The sequence below is a fragment of the Jiangella alkaliphila genome (assembly GCF_900105925.1).
Lineage (GTDB): Bacteria > Actinomycetota > Actinomycetes > Jiangellales > Jiangellaceae > Jiangella > Jiangella alkaliphila.
Genome location: NZ_LT629791.1, coordinates 4,497,794 through 4,519,091, shown reverse-complemented (window position 1 = coordinate 4,519,091; position 21,298 = coordinate 4,497,794). Strand labels below are relative to the sequence as shown.

The following is a 21,298-nucleotide window of genomic DNA, read 5'->3' as shown; positions in this document are numbered from 1 at the left end:
GTCAGCGACGCTACGGACGGCTCGCGGGGCGGCACATCGCCCCGCGAGCGGGTTCCGGGTCCGACCGTGGGTGGAGGCGGAGTCAGCCCAGGACGGGCTCGAGGTTCGCGACCAGTTCCTCGGCCAGCGGGCGGAGCTGGTCCAGCGTCGCCCGCCCGGTCGTCGACACCGTCAGCAGCAGCCGCTCGTCGCCGGCGCTGCGGAGCACCACCGCGAGCACCCCGGTCGCGACCTCGGCCTGGGCGAGCATCGGATTCTCGCCGTAGCCCGCCGCCACACCGAGGTCGGGGACCTCCTCGTAGGCACCGACGGCCTCGGCCACGATGTCGGTGAACGCGCGGTCCAGGACGTCGGCGTCCGAGTCGTCCTCGTCCCACTCGGTGGCCAGGTCGGTCCCGATGCCGGGGAGTGTGTCGGTGTCGTAATCGCACGTGCGCGACAGGAAGTACGGGACGCGCATGACCGGCGCCCGGCCGCGCTCGATCCCCTCGCTGCCCTCGACGACGACGCCCAGGGCCGGCTCGATCGTCTCGGCGGAGAGCATGGTGCAGAACTCGTCGGCGGTCAGGTCTTCGAGGACGGACGTGGCGGCGGCCTCGTCCGTTGCACCCGTCTCGTCCGTTTCGCCCGCCGCGGGCGTGTCGTCGGACGAGCAGGAGGCCAGCAGCAACACGGCAGCGACGGCGGTGACGCCTCGGGCGACGCGATTCATCGATGGTTTCCTCTGGTACAGGTGTGCGCCCGGCGGCCGCCAGCCTACCGGGTCGCGGCCGGTCAGCTGGGCAGAACGACCATGATGACGAACCAGGCGGCGAACGCCAGCCAGAGCAGGCCCGCCCCGGCCAGCGCGACGCGGCCGCGGGTGGACGTCGTCCGGCGCGCGGTGAGCACGATCCCCGCCGCGCCGGCGACCAGCAGCAGGCCCAGCCACGGCACCGCCGGCGGCACGCCGACCACCAGCTGGGTCGGCAGCGCGCCCGCGGCGACCCAGATCAGCCCACCGGCGGCCAGCAGGAACACCGTCCCGGCCACTGGCGCGATGCCCGCGGTCAGGACGGCCACCACGCCGCCCGCGCCGTCCCGCCGGCGGCCGGCGACGACCGGGGCCAGCCAGCCGATCAGCCAGCCCAGGCAGAGCACGGCGAACGCCGCCGGGAGCGCGGCCGCGGCCCAGTCGCCGTCGTCGACCGCGAGCGCGGCCTGCGCCACCCTCGTCGTCGGGTGCAGGTCGCCCGCGCCGACGACGCCGTACGCGGGCGTCGCGCGGTCGCACAGCTCCGTGACGTCGGTGCCCGGGTCGGCCAGCCAGGCGGCGATGCTCTCGCGTCCGCACCGGCTGTTCAGCAGCACGGCGTGGCCGACGCCGGCGAACTCGAGGAACTGCCGGTCCGGCAGCCCGGCCGACGCCTCGTCCGCGACCGCCGCGGGCGTCACCGGGTCCTCGCCGCCGGCCAGGACCAGCGCCGGCTGCGTGAACGCGACCGGCGCCGGCGGCAGCGGCGGGGACGTCAGCCCCAGCTCGGCGCAGACCACCTCGTCGGCGACCAGCCACTCGATCAGCGGCGACGCGCGGCCGGCGCCGGCGCGGCGGAAGGGGACCTCGTCCTGGCACTGCATGACCCAGTACTGGCCGAGCGTGTGGCTGGTCAGCTCCTCGACGCCGATGTCGACCAGCGTGCTCAGGGCGCCCGTGTTCCCGTCGGCGAGGCGGTCCAGCAGGTACGGGATGACGGGCAGCAGCTCGACGTCGTAGAGGCCGGCGTGCACGAACGTCACGAGGTCGTCGCCGGTGAGCTCGAAGGTGCGCGCCCGGCCGGTGACCGGGTTGTGCCCGTCGACGGCGACCGGGTCGGCGTCGAGCAGGTCCGCGGCGGCCAGCAGGTCGGCGTACGGGTCCGGGAAGTCGCCGCCGGACCGCTCACCGAGCCGGTCCAGCGACAGCTCGAGGCCTTCGTACGCCGTCGCCGCGAAGTCGCGGTCGGGCGCGCTGAACGAGTCGAGCACGACGGCGTCGACGCCGGCCGGGTCGATGCGCGCGGCCTCGGCCATGACCTGCGTCGACCACGACAGCCCGTACACCGACCAGCTGTCGTAGCCCAGCGCCTCGCGCAGATCGCGCAGGTCCAGGGCCGATTCGGCGACCGTGTAGCCGCGTGGGTCGCCGCCCTCGGCCTCGAAGTCGTCCAGGCAGTCGCGCATCGCGATCGCGGCCGGCTCGAACTCCTCGTACGGGTCCTCGGCCGTGGTGAACGCGTCGGCCATGGCGGCGGCCGCGCCCGGGCACTGCAGCGACGGCGTGCTGCGGGCGCCGCCGCGCTGCTCCAGCACGACGACGTCGCGGGTCTCGCGCAGCCCGAGACCGTAGGAGAAGTAGCCGGCCAGCTGCAGCGAGCCCGAGCCCGGGCCGCCGTTCATGAACACCAGCGGCGGCTCGGTCGGATTGTCGGAGCGGACGTGGACGTAGGGCAGCTCGACGGTCCGGCTGCCCGGGTCGGCGCGGTACTCCGGGACGGTCAGGACGCCGCACTCGCCCCCGGTCGGGACGGCGACCAAGCAGTCGCTCGGCCGGACCTCGGCGCCGCTCGTTGTGGGGGCCGCTTCATAGCCGGCCGCCCCGGCGGCGGCCGGAACCGGGCCGAGGAGCAGCGCGGCCGCCACGAGCGCCGTCGCCGTCCGTCGCACCATCGCCCCTCCGCCCGCGCCGTTGTCGGGCGACAATCTATCCAGCGGCTGTCGCGCCCTTCCTCGCCCCCGGCACCGAGTTGCGGGCCGGACACCTGTTCGATAAGATCATCTTCAGTTGTTCGAGCCGTCACCGGGAGCGGTAGCAGTGGGTTCCCGGGCGTTGAAGCAGGGCATCACGCCAGGTGCTCTCACCTCGTCCACGGTCGCAGGCCGGTCAGTGTGCCTGCGGTCGTCCATCCCAGCCCGACCGGGCCCACGGGGTGGCCTGCGCTCTTCACACGGGAGCGTCGCATCGTGGACGAGAAGGTGATGGGTGATGTCCGATCCGATCGACTTGCTGGCCACCGCACCGCCGGGTGCCGAGCTGGCGGCCCTGCTCGCCCGGGTCGACCTCACCCGGCTGTCCCCGCACGAGCTGATCGTGGTGGCGCTGGCGCGGCAACGTCAGCTCGCCCACGACGAGGCCGCACTGTTGCGGGTGTTCGCCGAGCTGGCCACCCGGCCGCCCTACCAGCGCTGCGGCGCCCCTGACGAGTTGTCCGGCGGGCACACCCACCGGGCGGTCGAGGCCGCCGGCGACGAGGTGTCGCTGGCATTGCGGTGGACGCCGGGCCGTGCGACCGGGCGGGTCGCGCTCGCCGTCGAACTGCTCGAGGACCTCCCCGACACCTTCACCGCCCTCGCGACAGGCCTGATCGACGCGGACAAGGCACGGCTGATCGCCGAGCGCACCCGCTGCCTCACCGACCCCGCACTGCGGCGGCGGGTCGAGACCACCGTGCTCCCCGACGCCGCCACCCGCACCCGCTGGGCGCTGGACCAGCGGCTGCGCCGCGAGGTCATCGCCGCCGACCCCGCCGCCGCGGAAACCCGCCGCACCCGAGCCGCCGACCGCCGCTACGTGTCCCGGCCCGAGCCCGGCGGCGACGACGGCATGGCCACCCTCACCCTCTGCGGACCGGCCGAAGACCTCACCGCGCTGTGGATCGCCACCGACGCCGCCGCCCGCCACACCCGCACCACCGGCGACCAACGCACCCTCGACCAACTCCGCTTCGACCTGCTCACCGGCCTGGCCTGGACCGCACTGGACACCGGCCACCTCGGCTGCTGCAACCCCACCTGCACCAGCACCACCGCCCACGCCACCACACCCACCGCGCCCGCTCGCCCGCCCGACCCCGACGCACACGGCCCCGACCGCCAACCGGACGGCCTCAACGGATCCACCCCCACCGGCCCGCCAGGCCACGCCCACCCCACCGTGCCGATCCAGCACCCTCACGCAAGCAGACCCGCCGCCCACGACAGACCCACCAACACCGCCGAGCAGGACGACACCGCCGCGCCGGACCACCTCGCACGACCGGGCAGCCCGGCCGAGGCCAACGGACCGGCCGACCCAGCCGGGCACGGCGACACCGCCGGGCCGGATCACGCCGCCCGGCCAGCTCGTTCTGGCGGGCCGGTGGTTCTCGGGCGCCGCCGAGGACGCGCCGCCACGGTGCAGGTCACCGTGCCGATCACCGCGCTGCTCGGCGACGACGGCGTGCCCGGCGAGCTCGACGGATACGGACCCATCACCGCCGCCACCGCCCGCCGCATCACCGCCGACGCCACCCTGCGCCGGCTGCTCACCGACCCCGCCGACGGCCGCCTACTCGAGTACGGGCACACCACCTACACCCCACCGGCCGCGCTGGCCGCACACGTCATCGCCCGCGACCGGACCTGCCGGTTCCCCACCTGCCACCGCACCGCCACCGAAGCCGAGATCGACCACCAGACCCCCTACGCCCGCGGCGGCACCACCGCCCCCGACAACACCTGGGCACTGCACACCGGCCACCACCGGGCGAAAACCTGGCACGCCTTCACCATCACCACCGACCCACACGGCACCACCTGGTGGACCACCCCCGCCGGCCACCATTACCCGGTCGAACCCGAAGCCATCGGACCCATCCGCACCCGGTCACCTGAACACCAGCCGACCGGCGACACTCACCTGGAGGCGGTGTGAGGTTCCCCCGAAGTGTGGAGGCATCGGCTATAAGGAGTGGCGATGCCTGAGACGAGACGAAAGTTCGATCCGGAGTTCCGTGAGGGAGCTGTTCGGATCGTTCGGGAGACGAACAAGCCGATCGCGCAGGTCGCTCGTGACCTGGGGATCGGGTCGGAGACGCTGCGTAACTGGGTGAAGAAGGACCGGGTCGAGCGCGGCGAGGCCGATGGCCTGACCAGCGACGATCGGGCCGAGCTGGCCCGGTTGCGCAGCGAGGTCGCGGAGTTGCGGATGGAGCGTGACGTGCTCAAGCGATCCGTGGTCCTGTGGGTGAAGGAGGCGACGCGGTGAGCCTGGCTGCGTTCATCGCCGACCAGAGGACCAGCCACCAGGTACCGCACGCGGTGACGTGCCGGGCGTTGGAGGTGTCGCAGTCGTGGTTCTACAAGTGGCACGACCGGCCACCCACACCCAGGCAGCAGCGCCGCGACGAGCTCGACGCCGCCGTGAAGAAGGCGTTCACCGAGTCGCGTGAATTGCACGGATCGCCGCGTATTCACGCCGATCTGCGTGAGGCCGGCTGGACGGTGGGTGAGAAGACGGTCGCCGATTCGATGAAACGACAGAGCCTGGTCGCGCGGGCGAAGAAACGGCGGAAGAACACCACCCGCCCGGATAAGCGGGCGATCCCGTTCGCTGATCTGGTGAATCGTGACTTCACCGCCGAAGCACCGAACTGTCGGTGGGTCGGCGACATGACCGAGATACCCACCGACGAGGGCAAGTTGTATCTGTCCACGGCGATCGACCTGTTCTCCCGGCGGCTGCTCGGCTACGCCACCAGCCCGCACCCGGATGCCGTCCTGGCAGCTGACACCATCAAGATGGCCGTCGCTGCCCGTGGCGGGGTCGTGGCCGGGGTGGTCTTCCACACCGACCGCGGGTCCACCTACACCGCGCACGACTTCACCGAACTCTGCCGTGATCTGAAGATCACCCAGTCGATGGGAAGGGTCGGGTCGTGTTTCGACAACGCCGCCGCGGAATCGTTCTTCTCCACCCTGGAACACGAGGTATTGTCGCGGCACCACTTTACGACCCGCGACGAAGCGAAACGCGTCATTATCGACTGGGTCGTAGATTTCTATAATTGTCGTCGGCGTCACAGTTCGTGCGGCATGAAATCGCCCATCGACTACGAGAACTCCGCTATGCTGGAAGCAGCGTAAAGGGAAACCCTCCACGATTTGGGGGAAGCTCAGTGCCCTTCTGATGCGACGGACGATCAAGGGCCGGCGCCCCACCGCCACGACGACAGCGAGCGGCCGGTCATGCCGACGGGCCGAGCAGGGCGGCCGCGAGGTCGGTGCGGGTGTAGACGACGCGGCGGCCGGTGCGGCGGCGCGCCACCAGGCCGGTGCGGTGCAGGATCGCGAGGTGATACGAGACGGTCGCCGCCGACAGCGCCTCGCGGCGACCCAGCTCGGCGGTCGTACGCGGGACGTCCAGGGCGGCCAGCAGGGTCGCGCGGGTGTGCCCGATCAGCTCACCGACGTCGGCCGGCGCCGCGGACCCCGCCGCCGACCACAGGGCGTGCAGCCCGCGGGCCGGGTACAGGATCGACGGCGTCGTCGGGCGCTCGGCGTTGAGCAGCACGCCGTCGCTCAGGCCGGTGCTCGGCACCAGCAGCAGACCGTCGTGCGGCCAGTCGACCACCAGCTCGAACGGCTTGCGCACCACGATCGCACCGTCGTCCCAGCGCACCGACGGGTGGAAGTCGTCCAGCAGGGCCAGCGCGCCGTGCTGGGCCATGCGGTCGCCGCGGTAGGCGACGTCGGCGGTCAGCACGTCCAGCACGCGCGGCCAGTCCGGCGCCACCACCAGTTCGAAGTACGTCCGCATGGCGTCGGCCACCCGCGCCACGAACGCCACTGCTCCCCCGGCCAGCGCCTCGGCGACGACGGCGGGCATCGGCTGGCGCAGCTCCTCGAGCCGGGCCGGGCCGCCGACGCTCTCGGCCACGGCCGGCGGGACGGCCCGGCCGCGGAAGGCGATGTCCAGCTGGTACTCGGTGAGCTCGGCCGGCGTCGCCGCGATCGCCGCCGCCTCGTCGCCGATCGTCGTCACCGCGGCGTCCGGCGGCGGCGTCAGCAGGTCGAGGATGTACACGGTGCTGCCGGTCAGCGCGGCGAGCAGGCTCAGCGGCGCGGCCGGCACGACGTCGAGCGCCCGCGCCCGCCACCGCATCAGGTGCGGCGATCCGGGCGACGGACGGTGCAGCGCGCGCAGGCTGCCGACGACCTCGGCGCACGGCGAGATGCCGAACCGCGACCGGCCCAGCGCGTCGGCCGTCATCGGGATCCGGACCGTCACGATTCGAACGTACTCGAATTCATGGCGGCGCCGGCGCCTGCCCCGGTCGGCTGGGCCCATGACACCACCACACGAGACGCGGCCGGACCTGACCCGCCGCCGGCTGCTCCGCGCTGGCGCCACCACCGCCGCCGGCGTCACAGCTGGGCTCGCCCTCCCATCCATCGCCGACGCCAGTCCCGAGCCGGCCCAGCGCAAGGTCGTGCTCGTCGGCGCCAACCCCGGCGTCCAGCTGATCCACCGCGACGAGGTCAGCGCCTACGCGTCTGTCTGGACGGTCGACTGGTCCACCCACGGCGCCGGCGCGGCGATCGTGCTCTGGCACGACGGGGGTGTACGCGTGCTCACCGACCGCCCTGACCTCGGCTCCTGGCTGGAGCGGACGTTCACCAGGTTCTTCCCCGAGGCCGAGGGCCTGCCGTGGCCCGAGCCGCGGATCGAGCGGCGCGCCGTCCACATCGTCAACGACCTCGCCCTCGGCACCCACGCGCGGGCCGGGGACGTGACCGTGCGGATCGCGGACGTGCTCGACCGGCGGGCGTTCGCGACCGACGAGTTCGACCTCGGCGGGCGCGTGCACAGCCTCAGCTTGGTCACCGGCCCGAGCGCCGTCGCGTCCATCGAGGTGAGGGGCCGGAGGCTGCCCGGGGAGATCATCCGGGGCGGCACGCCGGAACGCCCGTCCTCCAGCGCCTTCGTCGCCGTCGCCGAGGTCTGGAGGTTCTGAGACACCAGCACAGCCGACTGCACCCAGGCGGTCGACCCGCCGAACGCCGCTCACCTGCGGTTCCACATGATCCACCGACCCAGCGGGCGCTCCGAGCGAGCCGTCAGCCGCCGAGGCGAGAAGTCCCGTTGGTGACAATCACGGAATCACTTGCTCGACCGCATCGGATACCCCCAAGATCACCCGGTACGATTTCACAGCTACCGGGTCATCTCGGAGGTAACAAGGCGTGTCGGCCAGCAATGAGATCGACGATTTCGCGAGCCTGCTGCGGCGGTACCGGCTAGCTGCCGGCCTGTCGCAGGAAGAGCTCGCGGAGAAAGCCGGTCTCAGTTCTGACGCCGTCGCCGCGCTGGAGCGCGGGCGGCGCCGCGCACCGCGCCCGTTGACGGTGCGGCTACTGGCGACCGCTCTGAACCTCTCCGACACCGACTTCGCCGTGTTCACCGAGTCGCTGCGCCGCTCCCCCACGGTCTACGCACCACAGGTCCAGGGGCCGCCGCTGCCGTCAGACACGATGATCGGCCGGGCCTCCGAGCTGGCCGAGCTGTCGTCGCTGCTGAGCCACGGCGGCGTCCGGCTGGTGACGCTCACCGGGCTGGGCGGGGTCGGCAAGACCCGCCTCGCGGTCGCGGTCGCCAACGAGGTGCGCCCGCAGTTCGAGGCCGGCATCTGCTGGGCGCCGCTGGCCGCCCGGCCGGACGGTCCCGAGGTCACCGACGCGGTCGCGGCGGCCGTCGGGCTGCGGCCGGCCTCCGACGCCGGCGCCGAGGTCGACGCGCTGGCCGAGCACATCGGCTCGCGGCAGCTGCTGGTCGTGCTCGACAACTGCGAGCACGTGGTCGAGACCTGCGCGTGGCTGTGCACCGTCCTGCTGCAGCGCTGCCCGCGGCTGACCATCCTGGCCACCAGCCGCGAGCTGCTGCGCGCGCCTGGCGAGGTGGTCCGGCAGGTGCAGCCGCTGGCCGTGCCGCCGTCCCGGGCCGAGCCGGAGGAGATCCGCGAGGCCGACGCCGTCCGGATGTTCCTGGCCCGCGCCGCCGCCCACGGCGTGCACCCGCGCGACGACCGGCTGCTGCAGGTCAGCCGGGTGTGCCGGAGCGTCCACGGCATCCCGCTGGCGATCGAGCTCGCGGCGGCCCGCGTCAACGTCCTGACCATCGAGCAGATCGCCGACGAGCTGGACTCGTCGTCGCGCATCCTCTCCGGCGGCAGCCGCACCGCGCCGCTGCGCCAGCAGACCATCGACGCCGCGCTGGACTGGAGCTACCAGCTGCTCAGCGCCGAGGAGCGGGAGTTCTTCGAGGCGGTGTCGACGTTCTCCGGCGGCTGGACGCTGACGGCCGCCGTCACGGTGTTCTGCACCGAGCAGACCGACGCCTGCCACGAGCGCGTCCTCGACCTCACCGGCCGGCTGATCGACAAGTCGCTGATCCTGGTCGACCGCGACGCCGCCGAGGCGCGGTACTCGATGTTCTCCGTCATCCGGCAGTACGCCGACCGGCGGCTCGACGACGGCGGCCGGCGCACGATCATCGAGCAGCGGCACCTGCGCTACTACGTCGAGCTGGCCGAGCGGGCCGAGCGTGCCGTCGGCACCGACCAGCAGGCCGCGACGCTGGATCACCTCGACCTCGAGCTGGACAACCTGCGGGTCGCGCTCGGGCGGGCGATCAGCCGCGAGCTGGGCGCGGAGTCGATGCGGATGGCCGCCGCCCTGTGGCGGTACTTCTACCTGCGCGGCCACTACTCCGAGGGCCGCGACTGGCTGGAGTCGGCGTTACGCATCGCCCAGGCCGGGCCGGACCCCGTCGCCCCGGCGGCGCTCGCGGGCGCGTCGCGCGGCGCCGGCTACCTCGCGTTCCTGCAGTGCGAGTACGACGTCGCCGCCGAACGGCTGGAGCAGGCGCTCGCGCTCTACCGCCGGCTCGACGACGCCGCAGGCGCCGCACTCACGCTGCGGCACCTGGGCAGCATCGCCCGCGAGCGCGCCGACTACGACGCCGCCCTCCAGCTGCACGTCGAGAGCCTGCACCTCTACCAGCAGCTGGGCGACAAGTCGGGCATCGCCTGGGCCCGGCACTACCTCGGGTTCGTCTCGTGGCTGCGGATGGACCTCGACGGCGCCCGCGACTACTCCCAGGCGGCGCTGACCCACTTCCAGCAGGCCGGCGACGGCGAGGGCATCACCTGGTCGCAGCTCAACCTCGGCGCCGTCGCGCTCTACGCCGGCGACTTCACCACCGCCGAGCGGCTGCTGCACCAGAGTCTCGGCCGCGCGCAGCGGCTCGGCTATCGCGAGGGCGTCGGCTGGTCGCTCAACCAGCTGGGGGTGGTCGCGCGCCGTCAGGGCCGGCTCGAACGCGCCATCCACCTGCTCGACGAGAGCCTGGCCGAACACCAGGAGCTCGGCGACCGCTGGCGGTCCGCGAGCGTCCTCGAGGCGCTGGCATCGGTGGCACAGGACCACGAGAACACCGCGTACGCCGCGTTCCTGCTCGGCGCCGCGGCGGCGGTCCGCGACACCATCGGCGCCCCGGCACCGCTGTGCGAGCGTCCCGACAACGAGCACACCATCAAGGCCGTCCGCGACGCCCTGGGCGAGCGCGCGTTCGCTCACGCCTGGGGTGCGGGCCAGGCCACGCCCCTGCACGCCGTGGCCGACGGTTACCCGCCCGACACCCTCAGTACCCTCGACACTCCCTGGTGATCACCGGGGAAAGGTGCCCGGCCGGCAGCGGTCTTGCCCCCCGCTAGACGCGCTGCCGGCCAAGCTGTGCGGCGCCGGCGCCTGCCATGTCCACCCACATCTGCTTCGGGTCCGGCACTCCTCCCCCCGCGGGAACAACAATGGCGTGCCGGAGTGATCCGCAACAGCTACAGCACCCTGACAACAGCCTGACAATGTGCGTCCGCCCGTACCTCCGTGGTACGGGCGGACGATGACATCGTGTCAAGCGCGCAGGTCAGCCCCGCCCGCCCGGCACCCGGACGTCCACCCAGACCAGCCGGTGGTCGCTGGTCGGGAACGGGAACTCGCCGGTCAGACGCGACAGCGGGTCCGAGCGGACCGGCCAGAAGACGCCCGCCCCGACCGGGCGCAGCTGCCGCGACGGCAGGACGTAGTCGGCGCGGAGGTTGCCCGGCGCGCCGTCGGCGAAATCGGCCGTGTCGTAGCGCGGGTCGCCCTCGTGCGACGTGTTCGCGCCACCCTGCAGGACGGCCGCCTCGGGCGCGCCGGCCGACGTGGGCAGCGGGTCGACGATGCGCGGGTTCTCCAGCAGTTGCTGGATCGAGCCCGGCACGGAGTCGCCGTCCACGGGGTCGCTGTTCTGGTCGCCGAGGATGACGAACGACGAGCCCGGCTTCAGCCCGCCGCGCGCGCCCTCGTCGTCGTAGATCCAGTTCGCCCGGCCCGGGCCCACGTACTCGGCCCAGAAGCGGATCTCGTCGTGGTTGCGGGTGCCGTTGCGGTCCTCGGGACCGTCGAACGTGGGCGGCGTCGGGTGCGAGACCAGCACGTGCACGGTCCGGCGTCCGACCTGCACGGGGACGTCCCAGTGCGACTTGCTGGACAGCCGCAGGACGTCCTGCTCCTCAGGCGAGTAGAACGCCGTCGGCAGCAGCGCGCCCGGCATGTCCTTCCAGAGGAAGTTCTGGAACGTGCGGACGTCGTCCTCCAGGATCGGGTACTTCGACAGCACGGCCATGCCGTACTGGCCCGGGAACAGGCCGAACCCGAAGGCGTCGTCGCCGCCGCCGATGGTGCCGTTGTTGTTGAGGTCGAAGCCGCTGGGGATACCGGTGTTGGACGGCGCGACGTACGCGTACGGGTACTCGATCGGGTCGGCGCCGCCCTGGCCGACCTCGAGGTAGTTGTCGCGGAACAGGTCGGCCGCGACGCCGCCCTCGACGTAGTCGAACTCGTTCAGCAGGATGATGTCGGGCCGCGTGCGCTGGATGACCTCGGCCACGGCCTGTGCCTGGGTGTCGGTGCCGCTGGACAGGTCGGCCTCGAGCTCGCCCTCGACGGCGCGGTTGAGGCTGAGGTTGTAGGTCGCGACGCGCAGCGCCGCGGCGCCGCCGCTCGCCGGTGCCGCCGCGGCCAGCGTCGCGGCGACGGTGGTCAGGGCCGCCGTCACCGCGACGGCGCGGATCGAGATGCGCATGGGTGTCCTTCCCCTGGTGGACCGGAACCGGGCAACCCTAGACCTCCCGGGCGAACATCAGGCGTCAGGACGATGACGGACCGGCCAGCTCCAGCACGCGGCGGGCCAGTGCCGCGTCGGTGACCAGCGTCGTCACGAAGCCGCCGCGCACCGCCGCCAGCGCCGCCTCGGCCCGCCGCGCGCCGTACGCGGTGGCGATGACGACGGGCGTGTCGCGCAGCTCCTGCAGCGTCACCCCGACGACGCGCTCGTCGAAGTCGCCGGTGACGTCGCGCCCCTGGCCGTCGAACAGCCGGGCGCCGGACTCGCCGACGGCGCCGCGGGCCAGCGCCTCGGCCCGTTCGGGCTCGGTGACGGCGTCCCACACGGTCGACAGCCCGGGCCCCCAGCTGCCCACCGACACGACGGCGACGTCGAGCGACCGGGACCGGTCCAGCGCGCGGGCGATCTCGCGCTGGCGCCGCAGCCCGGCCGCCGTGGCGGCGTCCTCGACCACCAGCGGCGCGTAGACGGGCAGCGCCTCGCCGCCCGCGGCGGCCGCCACCGACCGGACCACCTCGACGGTGCCGGCCGACCCGCCCTCGACGGCGATCGACCCGGCCAGCTGGACGACCGTGCACGGCGCCAGCCGCTGCAGCCGCCGCGACATCGCCTCGATGGTCCGGCTCCAGGCGAGACCCAGCACCTGTCCGGGCTGGACGCTCTCGCTGACCAGCCCGGCGACGACGGCGGCCAGCTCGTCGCGGGTGGCCGACTCGGGTTGCGACGGCGCCTCGACGACCACCGCCTCGCGCACACCGACGGCGTCGCGCAGCGCCAGCGACAGCTCGTCGTCGAGGTGCCCGGGCAGCGCGATCTCGATGCGGACCCAGCCGCGCTCGCGCGCCTCGGTGAGGATGCGCGCCACCTGGAACCGGGACAGCCCGAACTCGTCGGCGATCTCGACCTTCGACCGGCCGTCGACGTAGTGGCGGCGGGCCACGGCGCCCGCGAGCACCAGGTCGGACGGGCCCATCGGCGCAGCGCCGCCGGCCGGCGGACGGCCCCTGCGTGGCATGACAACCCCCTTGACCGTTCCAGGACACCGCGATACAACCTTCATTGTGCACATATGAGCATCTAATTCGCTCATATGAGCGCCAGTGCTGGTGTCAGCAAGGAGGCTGCATGCGCGCCGTCGTCATCGAGAAGCCGGGCGAGATCACCGTCCGCGACGTCCCCGACCCGACGCCCGCACCCGGCGGCGTGGTGGTCGCGGTGGGCGCGTGCGGCTTGTGCGGCACCGACCTGCACATCGCGGCGGGCGAGTTCCCGCCCAGCCCCTATCCCCTGGTCCCGGGGCACGAGTTCGCCGGCGTCGTCGCCGAGGTCGGCCCCGGCGTGACGACCGGCCTCGCGGTCGGCGACCGCGTCGCCGTCGACCCGTCGCTGTTCTGCGGCTACTGCCGCCAGTGCCGCCGCGGCCGCGGGAACCTGTGCGAGAACTGGGGCGCCATCGGCGACACCGTCGACGGCGCGTTCGCCGAGTACGTCGCCGTCCCGGCCGCGTCCTGCTACCGGCTGCCGGACGAGCTGACGTTCGCGCAGGGCGCGCTGATCGAGCCGGTGTCCTGCGCGGTGCACGGCCTGCGGCGGCTCGGCGCGGAGCCCGGAGAGCGAGTGCTCGTCCTCGGCGCCGGCACGATGGGCCTGATCATGACCCAGCTGCTGGCCGCGGCCGGCGCCCGAGTCAGCGTCGTCGACCTCGCCGCCGGCAAGCTGCCGCTGGCCGCCGAGCTGGGCGCGGCCGAGGTCGCGACGTCGGTGCCGGAGCTGCCGACCCAGCGCTTCGACGCCGCCGTCGACGTCACGGGCGCGGTGCCGGCACTCGAGGCGGCGTTCGGCGCGCTCGACCGCGGCGGCCGGCTGCAGGTGTTCGGCGTCGCTCACGCCGACGCGCGGCTCGCGCTGTCGCCGTTCCGCATCTACAACGACGAGATCACCGTCGTCGGCTCGATGGCGGTGCTGCACAGCTTCGGCGACGCCGTCGGGCTGGTCGCGTCCGGGCAGGTGCGCACCGACCCGCTGGTGTCGCACACCGTCGGGCTGGACGAGTTCCCGGCCGTGCTCGACCTGGTCCGGTCCGGCGGGACGGTCAAGGCGCAGGTGGCACCATGAGGCGCCGGACCGCTGCCCGCCTCGCCGCCGCGGCCGGCTCGGTGGCCGCGCTGACCGCCTGCGCCGGGGCCGGCGCGCTGACGTCCGGCTCCGACTCGGGCACGACGATCGTCGTCGCCGTGGTCTCGAACCCGCAGATGACGGATGCGATCGCGCTGGCTGACGACTTCCGCGAGGCGCACCCCGGCGTCGACGTCGACTTCGTGTCGCTGCCGGAGAACGAGTCGCGGGCGAAGATCACCGCGTCCGTCGCCACCGGCGGCGGCGAGTTCGACGTCATCATGGTCAGCAACTACGAGACCGCCATGTGGGCCGAGAACGGCTGGCTGGTCGACCTGCAGCCCTACGCCGACGCCACGGACGACTACGACACCGACGACTTCATCGCGCCGGTCCGCGAGTCGCTGTCGTACGAGGGCGACATGTACTCCGTCCCGTTCTACGGCGAGTCGTCGTTCCTGGTGTACCGGCAGGACCTGTTCGACGAGGCCGGCCTCACCATGCCGGAGCGGCCGACCTGGCCCGAGGTGCGCGACCTGGCCGCCGAGATCGAGGAGGCCAACCCGGGCATGACCGGCATCTGCCTGCGCGGGCTGGCCGGCTGGGGCGAGAACCTGGCCCCGCTGAACACCGTCATCAACACCTTCGGCGGCCAGTGGTTCGACGAGGACTGGAACGCCCGGCTCGACTCCCCCGAGGTGCGCGAGGCGGTCGAGTTCTACGTCGACCTCGTCCGCGAGCACGGCCAGGCCGGCGCCGCCACCAGCGGCTTCGCCGACTGCGCGACGCGGTACGGCCAGGGCCAGGCGGCCATGTGGTACGACGCGACGTCGATGGTGAACGTGGTCGAGAGCCCGGACGACTCCGTCACCGCCGGCAGCAACGGCTACGCTCCGGCGCCCGTCGTCGAGACCGACGCCAGCGGCTGGCTGTACACCTGGTCACTCGGCATCCCGTCGTCGTCGGACCACCCGGACGAGGCGTGGGACTTCATCGCCTGGATGACCGACAAGCAGTACCCGCACCTCGTCGCCGACGAGCTCGGCTGGGAGCGGGTGCCGCCGGGCAGCCGCAACTCCACCTATGAGATCCCCGAGTACGCCGAGGTCGCGGCCGCGTTCGCCGAGCCGACGCTGTCGTCGATGGAGGTCGCCGACCAGGAGCACACGATGACCGCGCCGGTCCCCTACGACGGCATCCAGTTCCTCGCCATCCCGGAGTTCCAGGACCTCGGCACCCGCGTCGGCCAGCAGATCTCCGCCGCCATCGCCGGGCAGATCAGCATCGACGAGGCCCTCGACCAGGCGCAGCGCTACGCCGAGACCGTCGGCGAGTCCTACCAAGAGGAGGACGGATCGTGAGCACCGACGTCGCCACCACCGCCGTCCCGCCGCGGCCGGCCGCCCCGTCGCCCGCGCCGGCCTACTCCGCGCGCCGCGAGGGCTGGCGGCGCCGGGCGCCGCTGCTGCCCGCGCTGGTCTTCGCGATCCTCGTGACGCAGATCCCGTTCCTCGTCACGCTCTGGTACTCGCTGAACTCGTGGAACCTGGTCCGCCCGGGGTCGGAACGGTTCGTCGGGCTGTCCAACTACGCCGACGTCTTCGCCGACCGGGTGTTCCGCGAGGCCGCCGTCAACACGATCGTGATCACCGCCGGCTGCGTGATCGTCGCGATGCTGCTGGGCATCGCGCTGGCGCTGCTGCTGGATCGGCGGTTCGTCGGCCGGTCGGTGGTGCGGACGCTGGTCATCACGCCGTTCCTCATCATGCCGGTGGCCAGCGCGCTGCTCTGGGGCACGATGATGTTCGACCCGGTGTTCGGCATCGTGAACTTCGTGCTCTCGCCGTTCGGCCTGGGCGACTACGACTGGACCAGCTCCGCGCCGCTGGTCTCCGTCATCACCGCGCTGGTCTGGCAGTGGACGCCGTTCATGACGCTGCTCGTGCTGGCGGGGCTGCAGAGCCAGGGCCGCGACGTGCTGGAGGCCGCGCAGGTCGACGGCGCCGGCGCCGTCCGGACGTTCCGCTCGATCACCCTGCCGCACCTGCGCCGTTACATCGAGCTGGGCGTCCTGCTGGGCGCGATCTACGTGGTCAACACGTTCGACCAGATCTACATCATGACCCAGGGCGGTCCCGGGACCGCCAGCTCGAACCTGCCCTTCTACATCTACCAGCGTGCGTTCCTCGGCTTCGACGTCGGCCAGGCCGCGGCCATGGGCGTGGTCGTCGTCATCGGCACCATCGTCGTCGCGACGCTCGCGCTGCGGCTGCTGTTCCGCTCGTTCGTCCAGGAGGACCGATGACCACCGCCGCCGTCGCCGTCACCGGCCAGCGCCGCCGGTCCGCCGGCCTGCTGACCGTGCTCACCTGGATCATCGGGATCGTCTTCTTCTTCCCGGTGCTCTGGATGGTGATCACCGCCTTCAAGCGCGAGGCCGACGCCTACACCGACCCGCCGAGCCTGTTCTTCACCCCGACGCTGGAGCAGTTCCGGGCGCTGTTCGACGCCGGCGCCTGGCCGTACTTCCTCAACTCGCTGTTCGCGACGACGATGTCGACGCTGCTCGTGCTGGCGCTCGCGGTGCCGGCGGCGTACGCGCTGGCGATCCGGCCGGTGAAGAAGACGCAGGACGTGCTGTTCTTCTTCATCTCGACGAAGATGCTGCCGGTCGTCGCCGTGATCGTGCCGATCTACGTGATCGCCGGGCAGATCGGCGCACTGGACAACGTCTGGACACTGGTCGTCCTGTACACGGCGATGAACCTGCCGATCGCGGTCTGGATGATGCGCTCGTTCCTGCAGGAGATCCCGGCCGAGGTGCTCGAGGCGGCCGCGATGGACGGCGCCTCGCTGCGCCAGACGATGCTGAAGGTGCTGCTGCCGATGGTCGCGCCCGGCCTCGCGGCGACGGCGCTGATCTGCGTGATCTTCGCGTGGAACGAGTTCTTCTTCTCCGTCAACCTCACCGCCTCGCAGGCCGCGACAGTGCCGCTGTTCCTGGTCGGCTTCATGACCAGCGAGGGCCTCTACTGGGCCCAGCTGGCCGCCGCCGCGACGCTGGCCTCGCTGCCGGTCGTCCTGGCCGGCTGGGTGGCACAGAAGCAGCTCGTCCGCGGGTTGTCGATGGGGGCGATCAAGTAGTTCGTGAGGGCCATGATCATCTCAACATCCGGACAACGCTTGATTCCTAGCGATTCACTGGGGATTATCGTCCACATGCAGGCTTCCGCGCTGGTGCTCGTCATGCGACGCCACATCGATCTGAAGCGCACCTGCACGGCCATCTGTCGCTGACCTCCGGTTCCTTCAGACCCCATTTCGGCTCGTCCACCGGAGATCGGCCATGACCATCGCCCTGCCTCGTCCCGCCCGCCTCGACGGGCCGACGCCTGTCTCGCTGCACGACCTCGTCGAGCTGACCAGCACCGTCGCCGCCGAAGTGCGGGACGGCCGGCACCCCGTCCAGTTCGACTCGGACGAGCGCTGGTCGGTGCGGCTGTCCAGCGACCCCTACACCGACGTCTGGCTGATCAGCTGGACGCAGGAGCAGTCCACCGAGCTGCACGATCACGCCGGCTCGCTCGGCGCCCTGACCGTGGTGTCCGGCACCGTCACCGAGCGGTTCTGGCGGCCGGCGGCGGCCGGGCTGAGCGAGCGGCGGCTGCGCGACGGCCGCGGCGTCGGGTTCCCGGTCGGCCACGTGCACGACGTCGTCAACACCGACCCGGCGCCCGCCGTGACAGTGCACGCGTACTCGCCGCCGCTGACCGCGATGGGCTACTACGAGGTCGACGGCGCCGGCGCGCTGCGGCGCGTGCGGACCGTCCTCACCGACGAGCCGGAGCCGGCCCGATGAGCCCGCGCGTCGAGACGCTGCTGGACACGGCCCGGTCGCGGCTGGTCCGGCTCACCCCTGAGCAGGCCGCGCACGCCGTCACCTACGAGCGCGCCCTGCTGGTCGACACCCGCCCGGCCGCCGACCGCGAGCGCTACGGCACCATCCCCGGCGCGCTGGTCGTGGACCGCAACGTGCTCGAGTGGCGGCTGGACCCGACCAGCCCGCACCGCCTCGAGCAGGCCGACGACCCGCGACGCACCGTGATCGTGTTCTGCAACGAGGGCTACGCCTCCAGCCTCGCCGCCGTGTCGCTGCGCGACCTCGGGCTGGTCAACGCGACCGACCTGATCGGCGGCTTCCACGCGTGGGCCGCCGCGGGCCTGCCGGTCACGGGTACCGCACCGACAGTGCCCTGAGCGCCGCCCGGGCCGCGCCCGGATCGACGCCGGCAGCCAGCACCGCGGCTCGCCACGCCGCCGCGAGCACCCAGCCCAGCACCGGCGAGACGCGGGCCGTATAGGCGCTGAGCAGCTCGGCCAGCCGGTCCGGCTCCCCTCCGGCGGGTGCCGCGCCCAGCAGCTGCGGGAAGCCCGCCCCGACGGCGAAGTCGAAGCCGGTCAGCAGGCCCGCCGCGAGGCCGGCGGCCCCGATCGCGCCCTCCATCCGGTCGAGCAGCCGCCGCTCGACATCCTCGTGCACGACGGCGTAGAGCCGACGCTTGCTGCCGAAGTGGTGGTAGAGCGCGCCCGTCGTGACGTCCGCCGCGGCCGCCAGCTCCCCCACCGTCACCGTGCCGAACGGACGCGCGCCGAACGCCTCGACCGCCGCGCGCACGAGCCGGCCCTTCGCCGACGTCGACACCGGAACCCACTCGTGCATGACACCATAATGCCGTTACGCTATGCTCAAATCCAGTTACGGCACTGCGTCCGAAAGGGATCCGTCATGAAGCTCGAGTTCCTGTTCGTCCCGACGTCCGACCTCAAGGCCTCGCTCGCGCTCTACCGCGACGACCTCGGCTTCGACGAGGCCTGGCGCGAGGGCGACGCCACCGTCGCACTCACCCTGCCCGGCACCGGCGTCCAGCTGATGCTCGACTCCCACGACGCCGACGCGCCGGTCGGCCCGCTGTTCGTCGTCGACAGCGTCCAGGCGTTCCACGCCGCCAAGCCCGACTCGCTCGGCGTCCTCGAGGAGCCCAACGAGATCCCCGGCGGCTTCATGGCCACCTACCAGGACCCGGGCGGCGCCGTCATCTACGTCATGGACCAGGTGAACGACCCCGCCACGACGTGACGGACCTCCCGCTGGGCGGGTGTCCCAGCCTCTAGGCTCTGGAACATGACGCCTCCGGACGGGCTGGAACGCGGTGTCTACGCCAACCGCACGCTCAACCTGCGCTCGGTGCAGGCCATCGGCTACGACATGGACTACACGCTCATCCACTACCGCACGCAGCAGTGGGAGCGGACGGCGTTCGAGCACGCCACGCGGGTGCTGGCGGCCGGCGACTACCCCGTCGCCGGCCTGGTGTTCGAGCCCGACCGGTACCTGCAGGGCCTGGTCATCGACCTCGACCTCGGCAACCTGGTCAAGGCCACCCGGTTCGGCTACGTCATCCAGGCTCAGCACGGCACCCGCCAGCTGTCCTTCGACGAGCTGCGCACCACCTACAACGGCGTCACCGTCGACCTCAGCAACCCGCGGTTCCGGTTCATGAACACGCTGTTCACCATCTCGGAGTCCGCGCTCTACGCCCAGTTCGTCGACCGCCTCGACGACGGCACCATCCCCGGCCCGCTCGGCTACGACGAGCTGTACCGCATCGTGTCGGCCGCGCTGGACGAGTCGCACACCACCGGCGCGCTGAAGGCCGAGATCGTCGCCGACCCGGACCGCTTCTGCGACATCGACCCCGACACCGCGCCGACGTTGATCGACCAGCGGCAGGCCGGGAAGCGGCTGCTGCTGATCACCAACAGCGACTGGTCGTACACGAAGGCGATGATGAGCTACGCCTTCGACCGGCACGTGCCGTCCGGGTCCTGGCGCGACCTGTTCGACATCGTCGTCGTGGCCGCCGCGAAGCCGCGGTTCTTCTCCGAGGTCGAGCCCGTCTACCGGGTGGTCGACGCCGAGCGCGGGCTGCTGCAGCCGCACTGGGGCCCGTTCAAGACCGGCGAGGTCTACCACGGCGGCTGCGCCCGCCAGGTCGAGCAGAGCCTCGGCCTCACCGGCGCCGAGATCCTCTACGTCGGGGACCACCTCTTCGGCGACGTCCACGTCACGAAGTCCGCGCTGCGCTGGCGCACCGCACTCATCATGCGCGAGCTGGAGGCCGAGATCGCCGCCGCCCAGGTGTTCGCCCCCGACGAGGCCGAGCTGCGCCGTTTCATGGTCGAGAAGGCCGTCCTCGAGGACCGCCTGGCGCACGCCCGCATGGCGCTGCTGCGCCCCGGCGCCGACGGCACCCGCGAGGCCGTCGAGGCGGAACGTGCGGCCCTGCGCGCGCTGGACGAGCGCATCGCGCCGCTCGCGCGCGCCGCCGGCGAGCTCGGCAACCCGACCTGGGGCCCGATGATGCGGGCCGGCAACGACAAGAGCCTGTTCGCCCGCCAGGTCGAGAAGTACGCCGACATCTACACGTCGCGGGTGGCCAACCTGGGGCTGCGCACACCGTTCGCGTTCCTCCGGGCGGCGCGGACGTCGCTGCCGCACGACCTCATGCCGCGCGAAATCGCACCGGAATAGACGACCACGCTCAACCGACTCAATACGGACATCCGACTGGGCTGAATTATCCACAAAAAAAAGCCCGTCCGCGTATGCCTGGGAAATCCCAGAAGCATACGCGGACGGGTTGGTGGGGAGCCGCCAAGCGCCCACCAGATGGAGAAGGGCTTACGTGCCGGTTGTCAGCCGAGCAGGCCGGTCACGGTCCCCAGAAGCTGGTTGACCAGCGCGACGATGGTGTCGAGGAGGCCGGAGAGTGCGTCCATGATCGTGACTCCTTCGGAAAGAAAAAGATCTTCGGTTGGCGAACCGCGGAGTCAAGCTCTTGTCCGGACGACCCCGTGTTCTTGACTGTGAGTCTAAGCAGAGAAAGTAGTTGCGCAAGGAGAAATGAAGAAATATTTCCCGCGTGTCGTCCCAATAAGCATTCTCGACATACAGAATGTCGTTCAAAGGCGGACATACCTGTCTTGACACGCGACATCACCTGGTTGTCACAACCTGTCGAGGCGGCCCGGCGCAGGTCACGGGTATGCTCGACGGCATGACCCAGTGCACCCAGCCGATGATGCGCCCCGTCCAGGGGTCTCTCGGCGTGCGCTGACACA

The 21,298-nt window shown here is 72.0% G+C and carries 19 protein-coding genes; 13 read left to right on the top strand and 6 right to left on the bottom strand.

The window, feature by feature from the left end; all coding sequences use genetic code 11:
• Positions 1-82: 82 nt before the first annotated feature.
• Both BLV05_RS20610 and BLV05_RS20605 read right to left on the bottom strand, forming a co-directional pair.
• Positions 83-712 carry a DUF3558 domain-containing protein gene (locus BLV05_RS20610; protein WP_046768495.1) on the bottom strand — a complete coding sequence of 210 codons (630 nt, stop codon included), beginning with the start codon at positions 710-712 and terminating at the stop codon, positions 83-85.
• A gap of 62 nt (positions 713-774) precedes the next feature.
• On the bottom strand, positions 775-2,685 hold the full coding sequence (locus BLV05_RS20605; protein ID WP_046768496.1) for an alpha/beta fold hydrolase: 1,911 nt from the start codon (positions 2,683-2,685) through the stop codon (positions 775-777).
• 316 nt (positions 2,686-3,001) lie between these two features.
• Here BLV05_RS20605 and BLV05_RS20600 point away from each other — a divergent pair, with 316 nt between their 5' ends.
• The 3 genes from BLV05_RS20600 to BLV05_RS20590 are packed head-to-tail and all read left to right on the top strand — an operon-like array spanning position 3,002 to position 5,919.
• The gene (locus tag BLV05_RS20600; protein ID WP_083421350.1) at positions 3,002-4,708 is read left to right on the top strand and encodes an HNH endonuclease signature motif containing protein; all 1,707 of its coding nucleotides are present in this window, start codon (positions 3,002-3,004) and stop codon (positions 4,706-4,708) included.
• Positions 4,709-4,750: 42 nt separating this feature from the next.
• Complete coding sequence (locus BLV05_RS20595) at positions 4,751-5,041, top strand: transposase (protein ID WP_083421308.1); 291 nt, start codon at positions 4,751-4,753, stop codon at positions 5,039-5,041.
• Positions 5,038-5,919 (top strand): IS3 family transposase, encoded by an 882-nt coding sequence (locus BLV05_RS20590; RefSeq protein ID WP_083421307.1) that lies wholly within the window; start codon positions 5,038-5,040, stop codon positions 5,917-5,919. The genes BLV05_RS20595 and BLV05_RS20590 overlap by 4 nt, the downstream gene beginning before the upstream one ends.
• A 100-nt stretch (positions 5,920-6,019) precedes the next feature.
• Here BLV05_RS20590 and BLV05_RS20585 read toward each other — a convergent pair whose 3' ends face one another.
• Complete coding sequence (locus BLV05_RS20585; protein ID WP_046769288.1) at positions 6,020-7,063, bottom strand: ArsR/SmtB family transcription factor; 1,044 nt, start codon at positions 7,061-7,063, stop codon at positions 6,020-6,022.
• 58 nt (positions 7,064-7,121) lie between these two features.
• On the opposite strand from BLV05_RS20585, the gene BLV05_RS20580 reads away from it, so the two are divergent.
• The gene (locus tag BLV05_RS20580) at positions 7,122-7,790 is read left to right on the top strand and encodes a hypothetical protein (protein ID WP_197683229.1); all 669 of its coding nucleotides are present in this window, start codon (positions 7,122-7,124) and stop codon (positions 7,788-7,790) included.
• Positions 7,791-8,019: 229 nt separating this feature from the next.
• Positions 8,020-10,500 (top strand): ATP-binding protein, encoded by a 2,481-nt coding sequence (locus BLV05_RS20575; RefSeq protein WP_046769287.1) that lies wholly within the window; start codon positions 8,020-8,022, stop codon positions 10,498-10,500.
• A gap of 256 nt (positions 10,501-10,756) precedes the next feature.
• Here the strand turns inward: BLV05_RS20575 and BLV05_RS20570 are convergent, their stop codons facing one another.
• Both BLV05_RS20570 and BLV05_RS20565 read right to left on the bottom strand, forming a co-directional pair.
• The gene (locus BLV05_RS20570; RefSeq protein WP_046769286.1) at positions 10,757-11,959 is read right to left on the bottom strand and encodes an endonuclease/exonuclease/phosphatase family protein; all 1,203 of its coding nucleotides are present in this window, start codon (positions 11,957-11,959) and stop codon (positions 10,757-10,759) included.
• Positions 11,960-12,023: 64 nt separating this feature from the next.
• A complete protein-coding gene (locus tag BLV05_RS20565) occupies positions 12,024-13,016 on the bottom strand; it encodes a sugar-binding transcriptional regulator (RefSeq protein ID WP_172860679.1) in 993 nt (330 codons plus the stop codon).
• Positions 13,017-13,126: 110 nt separating this feature from the next.
• On the opposite strand from BLV05_RS20565, the gene BLV05_RS20560 reads away from it, so the two are divergent.
• From BLV05_RS20560 to BLV05_RS20535, 6 genes are all read left to right on the top strand, one after another.
• Positions 13,127-14,116, top strand: coding sequence for a zinc-dependent alcohol dehydrogenase family protein (locus BLV05_RS20560; RefSeq protein WP_046769284.1), 990 nt, complete (start codon positions 13,127-13,129; stop codon positions 14,114-14,116).
• Entirely contained in the window at positions 14,113-15,477 is a 1,365-nt protein-coding gene (locus BLV05_RS20555) for an ABC transporter substrate-binding protein (RefSeq protein ID WP_046769283.1), read from the top strand. The genes BLV05_RS20560 and BLV05_RS20555 overlap by 4 nt, the downstream gene beginning before the upstream one ends.
• A 101-nt stretch (positions 15,478-15,578) precedes the next feature.
• A complete protein-coding gene (locus BLV05_RS20550) occupies positions 15,579-16,421 on the top strand; it encodes a carbohydrate ABC transporter permease (protein WP_046769311.1) in 843 nt (280 codons plus the stop codon).
• Complete coding sequence (locus tag BLV05_RS20545) at positions 16,418-17,260, top strand: carbohydrate ABC transporter permease (RefSeq protein WP_046769282.1); 843 nt, start codon at positions 16,418-16,420, stop codon at positions 17,258-17,260. Before BLV05_RS20550 ends, BLV05_RS20545 begins: the two co-directional genes overlap by 4 nt.
• 202 nt (positions 17,261-17,462) lie before the next feature.
• The gene (locus BLV05_RS20540) at positions 17,463-17,975 is read left to right on the top strand and encodes a cysteine dioxygenase (RefSeq protein WP_046769281.1); all 513 of its coding nucleotides are present in this window, start codon (positions 17,463-17,465) and stop codon (positions 17,973-17,975) included.
• Positions 17,972-18,373, top strand: a complete 402-nt coding sequence (locus tag BLV05_RS20535) for a rhodanese-like domain-containing protein (protein ID WP_046769280.1) — start codon at positions 17,972-17,974, stop codon at positions 18,371-18,373. The genes BLV05_RS20540 and BLV05_RS20535 overlap by 4 nt, the downstream gene beginning before the upstream one ends.
• Here the strand turns inward: BLV05_RS20535 and BLV05_RS20530 are convergent.
• Positions 18,345-18,836 carry a TetR/AcrR family transcriptional regulator gene (locus BLV05_RS20530; protein ID WP_046769279.1) on the bottom strand — a complete coding sequence of 164 codons (492 nt, stop codon included), beginning with the start codon at positions 18,834-18,836 and terminating at the stop codon, positions 18,345-18,347. The two genes, BLV05_RS20535 and BLV05_RS20530, sit on opposite strands and share 29 nt — an antisense overlap.
• A 66-nt stretch (positions 18,837-18,902) precedes the next feature.
• On the opposite strand from BLV05_RS20530, the gene BLV05_RS20525 reads away from it, so the two are divergent.
• Positions 18,903-19,253 carry a VOC family protein gene (locus BLV05_RS20525; RefSeq protein WP_046769278.1) on the top strand — a complete coding sequence of 117 codons (351 nt, stop codon included), beginning with the start codon at positions 18,903-18,905 and terminating at the stop codon, positions 19,251-19,253.
• Positions 19,254-19,298: 45 nt separating this feature from the next.
• Positions 19,299-20,708 carry an HAD-IG family 5'-nucleotidase gene (locus BLV05_RS20520; protein WP_046769277.1) on the top strand — a complete coding sequence of 470 codons (1,410 nt, stop codon included), beginning with the start codon at positions 19,299-19,301 and terminating at the stop codon, positions 20,706-20,708.
• The last annotated feature ends 590 nt before the right edge of the window (positions 20,709-21,298 follow it).